The organism is Kitasatospora sp. NPDC059648 (genome assembly GCF_042734825.1).
Lineage (GTDB): Bacteria > Actinomycetota > Actinomycetes > Streptomycetales > Streptomycetaceae > Kitasatospora.
This window is the reverse complement of sequence record NZ_JBHWDU010000071.1, coordinates 23266-34431: the sequence shown is the minus strand read 5'-3', so window position 1 is coordinate 34431 and position 11166 is coordinate 23266. Positions and strand designations below refer to the sequence as shown.

Genomic DNA, 11166 nt, shown 5'->3' with positions numbered 1-11166 from the left:
GGTGCCCCCCCCGCCCCCGCGCCCTCCCACCACTGCCCCAATCCCCGGTGTTTGCGTTGTGTTTCGTCGGCGGGTCCGATTCCCCACTCCTCTTGCGTTGTGCGGGCCGGTGTCAGTCGTCGATCGCCTGGTAGACCGTGGTCCAGAAGTCGTGGATCAGCCGCGCCGAGTGCGGCACGGACATCCCGACCTGGGTGAGCACGATGCCGACGAGCCCGTTCTCCGGGTCGGCGTAGGTCGAGGTGCCGCTCCCGCCGTCCCAGCCGAACTGGCCGACGGGCGCGTAGTCGCCGCGGTAGGTGCGCACCGCCATCCCGAAGCCCCAACCGCCGTGCTGGCCCTGGCCGTACGAGAGGTGGACGTTGTCGCGGGCCAGGGCGGTGCGGGCGGCGTTCTGCTCGGGCGTGAGGCGGTTGGTGGTCATCAGCTCGACGGCGGGCCGGGACAGGAGCCGCTCGCTCCCGTGCATCCCCTGGTTCAGCAGCATCCGGAGGTAGGCGTGGTAGTCGTCCACGGTGGAGACCAGCCCACCGCCGCCGCCGGGGAACGCCGGGGGCTTGCTCCAGCGTCCGTCCGCAGGCTCGTCCCAGACGGTGAACGCCCCGGTCCGCGGGTCGGGGGCGTAGAGGGGAGGCAGCCGGTCGATCCCGTCGGCGGGCACGTGGAAGCCGGTGTCCTCCATCCCCAGCGGGCCGAAGACGCGCTCGCGCAGGAAGGTCTCGAACGGCTGGCCGGTGACCCGGGTGACGAGTACGCCGACGAGGTCGCTGGCGATGTGGTACTGCCAGGACTCCCCGGGCTGGCGCATCAGCGGAAGCGTGCCGAGGCGGCGCAGCCACTCGTCCGGCTCGGGCATCGGCGTCGGCAGGTCGGGCGTGAGCCCCTGCTCGAAGACCGCGTCCATGATCGGGGTGCCCAGCGCCGTCATATCCATTCCGAGCCCGAAGGTGCTGGTCAGCACATCCCGTACGGTGATCGGCCGGTGCGCCGGCACGGTGTCCTCCAGCGGGCCGTCGATCCGCTTCAGTACGCGGCGGTCGGCGAGTTCGGGCAGCCACTGCTCCACCAGGTCGTCCAGCCGCAGCCCGCACTCGTCGAGCAGGACCATCGCGGCCGCGATCGTGACGGGCTTGGAGGTGGAGGCCATCCGGAAGATCGTGTCCCGGCGCATCGGCGCCCCACCGTCGTGGCTCATCGTCCCGAGCGCCTCGACGTGTGTCTCGTCACTCCGGCTGACGAGGGCGACGACCCCGGGGATCCTTCCGGAGTCCACGTGCCGCGCCAGCACGTCCCGCACCTTGCGCAGTCCTGCTTCCGAGAAGCCGCCGTTGGTCTTCCCCATGATGGATCTCCCCCTGTGTGAGTGTTCGGGAATCACTGAACGACGTCAAAGCTACATTGCGTTCACGTATTGGTCAACGATTAGAAGAGCCTGTATGCCGCTCTGTGCCAGGAATATTGGTGCTTCATTGCAATGGCTGCGAACTGAATGCAATGGGCTGATCGACAGGGGGCGTTGCAATGAGATGGGAGTGAACACACACTGCGCAGACGCCCGGAACGCCGAGCGGTAGCGGTGACCGGCCAGGGTCCTCGACCGGCCGGGCCGGAGTAGCTCGCGTAACACAACGCCCGGTCTTCCTCATCTCCTGCTGTGGGCAGACTGATTGACGGTCCGCCGACTCCGAAGAGATGCGAGGGGGACCGAACGATGAAGCGAACACTGCGCCGGGCGGCAGTGGCATTGACGGCTGCCGCGGTGACGGCGCTGGCAGCCCCGCCAGCCCTGGCCGCGGACGGCCCGGACACGCCGAACGCACCGGGCGCGTCCGAGGCGGTTGCCGCCGGGGGATTCACTCCCGGCAAACTCCCCGTGTCGGGAACGGTGTTGAGTTCCGGAGTGCAGCTGGACAGCCACATCACGTGGGCCACGGGCTACCAGGTCACCGTCACCGGGCCGCATGTGCGCTTCACGCCCGTGGTCGTGAGCCACGACGACCGCCGGGGTGCGCAGTGGACGGAACTGCCTCTCCCCGCGCCGGACTTCACGATGCGCGCCAACACGATCGCCGGCAGCTCGACGCACGATGCCTGGGTGTTCGGCGACCGTGAGCCCACCACCGGTCGGATCCTCGCCGAGCACTGGGACGGCGCCCACTGGGCGTCCACCCCGATCGAGCCGCCGCCCGGTGAGCTCTACGACCTCGACCTTCTCGGGTCCTCGGCGCCGCGCCCAGACAGCGCCTGGGCCGTCGGTACCGCGAGCATCGTCACCAGCCGCACCCCCGGCCCCAACGGCGGCTCGACCATCGAGACCCGCACCACCGGGCTTATCGAGCACTGGGACGGTGCGGCCTGGCACCGCATGAGCGCCGACGGGATCGACGGCGACTGGTGGCTCAACTCCGTCACCGAGATCGCCCGCGACGACGTCTGGGCGGTGGGCAACACCGCCGCCCCCGACGACAAGCCGGTGCTCCTGCACTACGACGGCCGGGCCTGGAGCCGCGCCGCCGCTCCCGCCTTCACCGGCCTGGCCGGCGAGTACCAGAGCGTCGCCGCGAGCGGGCCGAAGGACGTCTGGGTCGTCGGTCGTGCCGTCCTCGCCGACAAGGACCGCGGCCACCCGCTGGTCGCCCACTTCGACGGCCGCACCTGGACGACCGTCCCGGCCCCCGAAGGCCTCGCGGGCAAGCTGTGGTCGGTCACCGCCGTCCCCGGCGGCATGGCCACCGTCGGCTGGGACCCGAGCGGTGCCCAGGACCGCCCGCTCGGCTTCCGCTGTACCCACGGCCACTGGCAGGCCCTGGACCTCTCGGTGACCGGCTACGAGAACGTCTCCTACCTGGCCGTCGTCGCCGCCCCGGGCAACCGCCTCACCGCCCTGGGCGCCGGCAACACGCCCAAGTCCCAGGACTACCAGCCCCTGGCCCTCACCGGCCGGGGCTGAGCCGGACCGGCGACACCGGGTAGCAGGGCCCGCCGCGCTCCCGGGAACCGTCACCGGGGAGTGCAGGAGGAGTGGGAAGTCGGCGGATTCGACTTCCCACTCCTCTCGTTTTCACGGGCCGCTGTACGGACATCCCGACCTGGGTGAGCACGATGCCGACGAGCCCGTCACAGGGCATGTTGGTGCTGCATTGCAATGGTTGATCGTCGGCGCGCGTTGCGATGAGTTGAGAGTGAACGCAAGCCTCCTGATCACCCGCCCGGTCGGGACCCGGCTTCGCGGGTTGCCCGGGCCACTGGCCTGGCGAGCGCTCGACTCTTCCCCCGGGCCCGAATGGCGGCGGCGACGAGGGCGAGGGTGATGGTGGCGACTCCCGACGCGGCCAGCACCTGTCGGGGTCCGATCGCGGTGGCGAGGGGACCGCCGAGGGTGGTGCCCGTGGGCGCGGCAGTGAGAAGGGCGGCGCTTCGGGCGGTCAGGACGGTGGTCAGCCAGGGTGCAGGGGTGCGGCCCTGGAACAGGGTGAGGGATAGTGCGGTGAAGGGTCCGTAGATCAAGCCGCCCAATGCGAAGCAGCTGACGGAGACGGATGTCGGCACCCCCGGACCGAAAGGCACGAGGGCCAGGCCCCAGCCGACGACGATGCCCAGGGTGACCGGCCAGAGCGGGAGCCTGCGCAGGGTGCCCACGGTCAGGGCACCCAGAACGGCGCCGACACCGAAGAGCGTCCAGTACAGCCCGAGAAGGCTTGCGCCGGAATGGAGATCATCGGTGACATGCAGCGGGAGTGCGACCTCCACCGGTCCGTACAAGAAGTTGAAGAACCATGTCAGGGCGAGAATCCCGAGCAGCTCGGGTTGGCGGCGCACCATGTGCAGGCCGGCCGCCGATCGGCCGGTGCCGATCGGCTCGGCCGTCGCAGTCTCCTCGGCCATGGAGCCCAGCCGTCCGACCTGCGCGGCGAGGATGGCGAAGGACACGGCATCGAGACCGATGATCCAGGCGGGACTCACGACTGTCGCCAGGAAACCGGCGAGCGCGGGGCCGATGACGACGGATGCCGAACTGGTTGAGCTCGCCAGCGCGTTCGCGGCCAGACGCTGCTCCGGCGGAAGCATCCGGGCGAGTAGCGCGTACTTTCCCGCACTGCCCCAGGCGTGCAGCACCGACGATCCGGCGAGCAGGACGACATAGAGGACCGGGTGCAGCGTGCCCGTGGCCCAAGCCACGGGCACGCATCCGAGAAGCAGTGAGCGGACCCAACTGTCGGCGGCCAACAGCCGTCGGGGAGGCAGGCGACGCAGCCAGCTTGCGTCGAAGTCGCCTGGCGTAAGAGCACCTACAGCGGCAACGAGGGCGGTGCCTGCGTCGAGGTCGCCGAGACCCCCGGTGTCGTCCACGTGCGTGACTCCAAGGACAAGAGCGGCCCTCATCTGACCTTCGACCCCGCCGCCTGGAAGGCGTTCGTGTCGTTCGCCGCAACGGCCGAGGTCTGACCGGATCTCCTCTATCCTGCCGCCATGTTGTCCGTGGTGGTGGCCCCCTGGGCCAGCAATGCCGAGCCGGTGTTCACGCATGCACCGGACGAACTGCACGATGCTGCAAGCACGATGAAGATCGCGGTGCTCGCCGCGCTCACCCGCAGTGGGGCGAACCTCGATGCCGAGGTGCCGGTCGTCAACCATTTCGAGTCCGTCGTGGGTGGCGAGTTCGGCAACGACCCGGACTGGGACAGCGACCCGCTGCCCTGGGAACTCCTCGGCAGCCATGTCCCACTCCGCCTGCTCGCCGAGCGGATGATCACCCACTCCTCGAACCTCGCCACCAACCTCTGCCTGGCCCGCACCGACCAACGGGCCGTGGCCGAGGTCTGGCGCCAGGCGGGAGCCACCCGCAGTGCGAGCCCGCGCGGGATCGAGGACTACGCGGCGCGCAACGCGGGCGTGCACAACCTAGTCAGCGCCCGCGATCTCGTACGCCTCCTCCACTCCCTCGCGGACGAGCCCGAACTCCTCGCCCTGCTGGAGCGCAACGACTTCCGGGTGGACCTCGCCGCAGGTCTTCCGCCGGGCACCCGGATCGCGTTCAAGAACGGCTGGATCCCCGGCGCCCGGCACTGCGTCGGCCTGGTCCATCCGTACGACTGCCCGCCGTACCTGATCGCGGTCTGCTACACCGGCCCGCTCGCCTCCGGCGCGGACCGAGACGACCCGGCGGCCCGCCTGCTGGCCCGGATCTCGGCGGCGGTCTGGAAGCGGCGCAAGGAGATCACCGTTCCGCGAGGACCTGAAGGACTTTCAGCGCCCGCTCGCTGACCAGGCTGATCCGCGCGAACCCGTCATGCCCGGTGAGTTCGAAGGGCCGCTGATCCGGACGACCGCCTGCGTGCAACGCGGCCCAGCGCGGGCACAACCCCGCGCTGGGCCGAACGGCGGGTTCAGTACGGCTTGACCAGCACGTGGGTGGCGCCCGGGACGCCGACCTTCAGCAGCTCGTCCTCCTCGGCCGTCGTCGGCGTCCCCGTCTCTTGCTTGAGGATCGCCCGGGACATCGCCTGTACCCACATGGCGCGCGGCCGACGCCGCTCCTCCCAGGCGGCGAGCGCGGCCGGGACGTCGGAGGCGGCCTCCAGGCTCTGGGCCAGCACCAGGGCGTCCTCGACGGCCATGGCGGCGCCCTGGGCGAGGTGCGGGGTGGAGGCGTGGGCGGCGTCGCCGGCCAGGGCGATCCGGCCGACGTGCCAGGGTTCCTCGACGGTGACCTGGGAGATCCGGGAGTAGACCACGGCCGCCGGGTCGGTGACCTGGGCGAGGGCTTCGGCGATCGGGCCGCCGAAGCCGGCCAGGCGCTCCCGCAGCTGCTCATGGGCGGTCGACGGGTCCGGGCGGAATTCCTCGGCCTCGGCGAACACCGCGCCCAGGTACATGAGTTCGTCGCTGATCGGGGTGAGCAGCGCCTTGGCCTTGAGGTTGCCCGCCGACATCACCACGCCCTGGACCTCGGGCGAACGGGGCAGCGTGACGCGCCAGTTGGCGAAGCCGGTGTACTCGGGGGCGTACTTCTCCCCGTAGAGGTGCCTGCGAAGCGGCGAGCCGATGCCGTCGAAGCCGACGACCAGGTCGTAGCGGCCGCCGTGCCCGTCGGTGAGGGTGACGTCGACGCCGGAACCGTCCTCCTTCACCGACCCGATCGTCGTCCCGAAGCGGACGACGGCGCCCGCCGCGGTGGCCGCGGCGGCGAGCACCCGGGCCAGGGCGGGGCGCGGGATGCCGTTGTTGGCGGGGGCGTCGTCCATCCGGGGCTGGGGGATCCGGGCTAGGGTGGCGCCGGCCGGGTCGCAGACGGTCAGCACCTCCCACTCGAAGCCGACGGCCAGGCACTCCGCCAGCACGCCGATCTCGCGCATCACGTGCAGGGCGTTGGAGGGCTGGATGATGCCGACGCCGAGTGCCTCCAGCTGGTCGCGCAGTTCGGCGACCTCGACGTGGTGGCCGCGGCGGGCGAGGGCGGTGGCGAGGGTGAGGCCGCCGATGCCGCCGCCGTGGACGAGGACGCGCAGGGGTGTGGTCACAGGGGGCTCCAAAGCGGCTCAGCCGACGGGGGCGACGGCGGCGAGGTCCATCAGGTGGTCGACCAGGGCGAGCAGCAGGTCGCGGCCGAAGGCACGCTCGCGGATGTCGCCGATCAGCATCGGGACCTGCGGGTCGAGGTCGAGCGCGGCCCGGATCTCCTCCGGGGTACGGGTGTTGTGGTTGTGGAAGCAGTTGATCGCGACCACGAACGGGATGGTCCGGCTCTCGAAGAAGTCGATGGACGCGAAGCTGGTCTCCAGCCGCCGGGTGTCGGCGATGACGATCCCGCCGAGGGCGCCGTTGACCAGGTCGTTCCACATGAACCAGAAACGTTCCTGGCCGGGCGTGCCGAACAGGTAGACCACCAGCTCGGGGCTGACGGTGATCCGGCCGAAGTCCAGGGCGACGGTGGTGGTGTCCTTCTGGTCGACGCCGGCCAGGTCGTCCACGCCGACGCTGGCCGTGGTCAGGTACTCCTCGGTGCGCAGCGGGGTGACCTCGCTGACCGAGCCGACCAGGGTCGTCTTGCCGACGCCGAAGCCGCCCGCGATCAGGATCTTGACGGCGGCCGGGGCGGCGGCGATCCCGTCAACGGAACCGCTGGAGGGGGGTGTTGCCATGTTCAAAGTCTCCGGAGTCCTTCGCGTACGGCCGTGAGCAGGCCGAGGTCCACGCCCCCGGCGGCGCGGGCCACCGAGAGTGGTGCCCGGGCCTTCAGCAGGCCCTGGGCGACCAGGTCGCCCAGCAGGATCTTGGTGACCGAGACCGGAAGGTCCAGGCCGGCCGCCACCTCGGCGACGGCTGCCGGGCGCCGGCAGCGGTCGAGGATGAGCCGGTGCTCGGGCTGGAGGGCGCGGGCACCGGCGCGGCTGCCCCGCGCCAGGGCCGCGTCGGCCTCCTCGTCGATCGTGGTGAGCACGGTGATCAGGGTGAGGTCGTCGCGCTCGGGCGCGGTCCGGCCGCGGGTGATGGTGTACGGGCGCACCATGACGCCCGTCTCGTCCTCCGCCTCCGGTTCCTCCAGCTCGCTCCAGTGCGGCACCCGGCCGCGCGCCCGGCCGTCCTCCGGCTCGCTGTACGGGCCCACGCGGCGGTCAGCCCCGGTTCCGGCTGGCGAAGACGTCGAAGGACGCCGGCGCGGCCTCGGCCCGGTTCGGGGTGGTGAGCTTCTGGCCGACCTGCTGCACCAGGGTGTGCATCGCGACGGACATCACCTCGGCGTCCACCTCCTGGGAGGCGACCACGGCCAGGTGGGTGCCCTGGGCGGCGGCGATGACGAACAGCCAGCACTCGGCGAGCTCGACGATCACCTGGTGCACCGGCCCGCCGTCGAAGAGCTGGCCGACGCCCCGGGCGAGCGACTGCTGCCCGGTGGCGACGGCGGCCAGGCGCTCGGCGTCGGCCCGCTCGATGGTGCGGGAGTGACTGACCACGAGGCCGTCGTCGGAGAGCAGGACGGCGTTGCGGGTCCCGGGCACCGACTCGACGAGTCCGTCCAGCAGCCAGTCCAGGTCCTGGTGGGTGGCGATCGTGCGGTTCATGGCCTGTCTTCCGTTCGTGTGGTTCGGGGTTCCGCGGCCGGCAGGGCCCAGGGGGACGCGGCGGACGCGGAGGCGGGGGGACCGGCGGGCGTGCTGGGGGGAGCCGGCGGGGTGGCGGCGGCCCGGGGCAGCGGGTGCTCGCCGCTGTCCTGGGCCCGGGCGGCGCGGGACTGGCGCTGGAAGGCGCCGATGGTCGCGCCGGAGCGGCGGACCGGACGCCCGGAGCGGTCCGGCTGGTCGGGTTGGTCGAGCCGGTGGAACGGGCCGCCGGCGGGCTGCCCGCCGGCCGGCTGCCCGGCGTTCGGGTCGACCCACTGCTGCCGGGCCGGCGGCGGCACCCGCAGCTCGGCGGCCAGGCTGGCCTGGCGGACCCGCTGCGGCAGCGGAGGCTGCCCGCCCTCGACCGGGCTCACCGGCACGGCGGAGGGGTACTCACGGGGCTGCCGCCGCTCGGCCAGCCGGTAGTGGTCGGCCGGGCGGTACTGCTCGTCGGCGTACGGGGCCTCGGCCTCGGTCACCCGGGCGTAGGCGATGTCCGGGTAGACGGGGGCGTCGTGCGGGGGCGGGGCGTCGCAAGGGCCCTGGCCCTGGGCCTGGGCCTGGTACGCCGGGGACCGGTCGGCGGGGGAGCTGTGCTCGATGGGCTGCTCGTTCGCCTGCTCCTGCTGCGCCGCCTGTCCCCGCACGGCCGGCTGCTGGAGGGCTGTCTCCTGGAACGCCGGCTCCCGGAGCGTCGGCTCCTGGAACGCGGGCGCGACGGCCTCGACGGGCCCGAAGGAGTCCACCGGCGCGACCGGCGGCCCCATCGGCACGGCGGGCTGCGGCGGCTCGTCGGAGGCGGAGCGCAGCGCCCGGCGGGAGCGCCGGACCAGCGGGATCGGCTCGGCGGGCGCGGTGTCCGGCAGTAGCCCGGCGTCGCCGTCGATGACCAGTTCGTCCGGCACGAGCACGACGACCCGGGTGCCGCCGAACGCCGACGGCCGGAACTCGATCTTCAGGCCGGTGAGCGCGGCGAGCCGGGCGACCACGAAGAAGCCGAGCCGGATGTCGTCGGCCCGGGCGAGCACGTCGGTGCGCGGCGGGCGGCTCATCAGCTCGTTGGCCGCGTCGTACTGTTCCGGGTCCATGCCGAGGCCGCGGTCCTCGATCTCGACCGCGAGCCCGCGGCCGACCATGGCTGCCCGGACCTCGACCGGGGTGGGCGGCTTGGAGAAGGTGGTGGCGTTCTCCATCAGTTCGGCGAGCACGTGGGCGACCGGCCCGACGGCCCGCTCGGAGAGCCACGGGTGGCCCTCGACGTCGATCATGATCCGCCGGTAGTCCTGCACCTCGCCCTGGGCGGAGCGCAGCACGTCCAGCAGCGGTACGGGCTTGCGCCAGCGCCGCTGCGGCTGGCCGCCGGCCATGATGACGAGGTTCTCCTCGTAGCGGCGCAGGCGGGCGGTGAGGTGGTCGAGGTCGAACAGGCCCTCCAGGACCTCCGGGTCCTCGTGCCTGCGCTCCAGCTCGTCGAGCTTGCGCAGCTGGCGGCCGATCAGCAGCTGGGTGCGGCGGGCGATGCGCTGGAGGAGGCGTTCGAAGCCGCGGTGCTGATCGGCCTGCCGGACGGCGGCGCCCAGGGCGGCGGAGCGGGCCAGGTTGAGGGCCTGGCCGAGGCGGGCGAGTTCGTCGGTGCCGTTGCCGTGATCGCCGGCGGTGACTTCCCGGCTCTCGGCCTCGGCGTCGACCTGTTCGCCGCGGCCGAGGCGGTCGACCACCTCGGGCAGGGTGCGCTCCATCTCCTGGGCCTGGCTCTGGAGTGCCTTGATCCGGCGGCGCAGCGAGCGGCTGATCCGCCAGGAGGCGATGACGACGGCGACGACGGTGATCAGGCCGACGACGGTGGTCAGCACGACACGGGTGAGCAGGTCGAGGATGGTCCCCTTGCCGACCTCGACGATGGCGCTTGTGCGGGTCTCGATCGCCTTGACCAGCTGGGGGTTGAGCTGGTCGACGGCCTGGCGCCACTGGTCCTGGGCGGCGGGCAGTCTGACGGTGCCGTTGGAATCGGCGGCGGTGGGCCGGGTGAGCTGCTGCTCGACGGCGGCCTTGGCCTGCCAGGCCGGGCTGTTCATCAGGTCGTGCCAGGCGGCCGCCTCGCGGTCCGGGACGTACGGGACGATTTGGACGGTGAACAGGTGGTCCTCGGCGCCGATCAGCTGCTGGACCTGCTGGTAGTCGGCGGTGCTGAGCCGGCCGCCGGGCCAGCCGCGGGCCAGCACGGCGTCCTCGCGGGCCAGCATCTCCTTGGCCCAGAAGGAGTTGACCAGGGTCTTGGACACCCAGGTGACCTCGCCCGCGTCGACGTGGCTGAGCGCGGTGAACAGCCGCAGGTCGACGGCGATCAGGTCGGTGTAGTACGTGAAGACGGTCTGCTGGTCGACCGAGCCCTTGTCCACGGCGGCGCGCTGCTCGGCGAGCTTGCCCATCGCCTGCCGGGCCTCGGCGACGGCGTCGCGGACGTCGTCGGGGGCGTTCTCGGTGCTCTCCCCGGAGAGGGCCTGGAACTGGCGCACCGCGTCGTCGGTCAACTGCCGCTGGTGGCGCAGCTGGTCGGTGTTGGCGCCGGGCCGGGCGAGCGCCTCGGCGCTGAGCCGGCGCTCCTCCTGGAGGTTGTAGTAGACGATGTTGGACGGCTGGCCGGCCTTCTGGGCGAGCATGCCCTGGGCGGCCTGGCGCTGGAAGTCGAAGACGGTTTCGCCACTGGTCACGGCCCAGAGGGCGACCAGGGCGAGGCTGGGGACGACGGCCAGGACGAGCAGCGCCGACCGCAGGGACAGGCGCGGACGCCTGCGGGGGGCCTTCGGCGTCGGGGGCCGCCGATTCGCACGCGCGCGCAGAGCAGACTCCTTGGGGCTGGCGGCCGGCCGGTGAATGGGCGGGCCGTCCGGGCACGGGCTTCTGACGAAGCGATACTAGCCATACCGTGTGATTGGAGTGAAAACTCGTTCGCCGCCTCGGCCGGACTTGCGCACGAACCGGACACAATGTCACCCGCACGTTGACCGTTGGCGTCCGAAGCAGCCCGGTCCCGTCCTGCCTGACACAGTGTCGGCCCGGCGCG

General features: G+C 72.0%; 9 protein-coding genes and 1 pseudogene. 3 read left to right on the top strand and 7 right to left on the bottom strand.

Annotation, left to right across the window (positions count from 1 at the left end; all coding sequences use genetic code 11):
• Nucleotides 1-112: 112 nt before the first annotated feature.
• Entirely contained in the window at nt 113-1342 is a 1230-nt protein-coding gene (locus ACFV1W_RS30735; protein WP_380420532.1) for a serine hydrolase domain-containing protein, read from the bottom strand.
• A 546-nt stretch (nt 1343-1888) separates the two neighbouring features.
• Between ACFV1W_RS30735 and ACFV1W_RS30730 the strand changes: the two genes are divergently transcribed.
• Nucleotides 1889-2950, top strand: a complete 1062-nt coding sequence (locus tag ACFV1W_RS30730; RefSeq protein ID WP_380420531.1) for a hypothetical protein — start codon at nt 1889-1891, stop codon at nt 2948-2950.
• A 251-nt stretch (nt 2951-3201) separates the two neighbouring features.
• Here ACFV1W_RS30730 and ACFV1W_RS30725 read toward each other — a convergent pair whose 3' ends face one another.
• Nucleotides 3202-4350: an MFS transporter gene (locus ACFV1W_RS30725; RefSeq protein WP_380420530.1), complete on the bottom strand. Its 1149-nt coding sequence runs from the start codon at nt 4348-4350 to the stop codon at nt 3202-3204.
• Here ACFV1W_RS30725 and ACFV1W_RS30720 point away from each other — a divergent pair.
• Together ACFV1W_RS30720 and ACFV1W_RS30715 are read left to right on the top strand one after the other, a co-directional pair.
• Nucleotides 4261-4446: pseudogene (locus ACFV1W_RS30720) on the top strand (DUF397 domain-containing protein); the annotation flags it as partial. The gene ACFV1W_RS30725 and the pseudogene ACFV1W_RS30720 overlap by 90 nt on opposite strands.
• Before the next feature lie 24 nt (nt 4447-4470).
• Nucleotides 4471-5265: a serine hydrolase gene (locus ACFV1W_RS30715; RefSeq protein ID WP_380420529.1), complete on the top strand. Its 795-nt coding sequence runs from the start codon at nt 4471-4473 to the stop codon at nt 5263-5265.
• Between the two features lie 122 nt (nt 5266-5387).
• Here the strand turns inward: ACFV1W_RS30715 and ACFV1W_RS30710 are convergent, their stop codons facing one another.
• The 5 genes from ACFV1W_RS30710 to ACFV1W_RS30690 form a co-directional block, all read right to left on the bottom strand.
• Complete coding sequence (locus ACFV1W_RS30710) at nt 5388-6521, bottom strand: FAD-dependent monooxygenase (RefSeq protein WP_380420528.1); 1134 nt, start codon at nt 6519-6521, stop codon at nt 5388-5390.
• Nucleotides 6522-6539: 18 nt separating this feature from the next.
• Nucleotides 6540-7142, bottom strand: coding sequence for an ATP/GTP-binding protein (locus ACFV1W_RS30705; protein ID WP_380420527.1), 603 nt, complete (start codon nt 7140-7142; stop codon nt 6540-6542).
• A gap of 2 nt (nt 7143-7144) precedes the next feature.
• On the bottom strand, nt 7145-7510 hold the full coding sequence (locus tag ACFV1W_RS30700; RefSeq protein ID WP_033349308.1) for a DUF742 domain-containing protein: 366 nt from the start codon (nt 7508-7510) through the stop codon (nt 7145-7147).
• 106 nt (nt 7511-7616) lie between these two features.
• A complete protein-coding gene (locus ACFV1W_RS30695) occupies nt 7617-8063 on the bottom strand; it encodes a roadblock/LC7 domain-containing protein (RefSeq protein WP_033349147.1) in 447 nt (148 codons plus the stop codon).
• Nucleotides 8060-10813 (bottom strand): nitrate- and nitrite sensing domain-containing protein, encoded by a 2754-nt coding sequence (locus ACFV1W_RS30690; RefSeq protein WP_380420526.1) that lies wholly within the window; start codon nt 10811-10813, stop codon nt 8060-8062. The genes ACFV1W_RS30695 and ACFV1W_RS30690 overlap by 4 nt, the downstream gene beginning before the upstream one ends.
• Nucleotides 10814-11166 lie beyond the last annotated feature (353 nt).

Excerpts from the sequence above, each read along its gene's own strand:
- ACFV1W_RS30735 (WP_380420532.1), bottom strand. The coding sequence starts at position 1,342 with ATGGGGAAGACCAACGGCGGCTTCTCGGAAGCAGGACTGCGCAAGGTG.
- ACFV1W_RS30715 (WP_380420529.1), top strand. The coding sequence starts at position 4,471 with ATGTTGTCCGTGGTGGTGGCCCCCTGGGCCAGCAATGCCGAGCCGGTG.
- ACFV1W_RS30705 (WP_380420527.1), bottom strand. The coding sequence starts at position 7,142 with ATGGCAACACCCCCCTCCAGCGGTTCCGTTGACGGGATCGCCGCCGCC.
- ACFV1W_RS30700 (WP_033349308.1), bottom strand. The coding sequence starts at position 7,510 with ATGGTGCGCCCGTACACCATCACCCGCGGCCGGACCGCGCCCGAGCGC.
- ACFV1W_RS30695 (WP_033349147.1), bottom strand. The coding sequence starts at position 8,063 with ATGAACCGCACGATCGCCACCCACCAGGACCTGGACTGGCTGCTGGAC.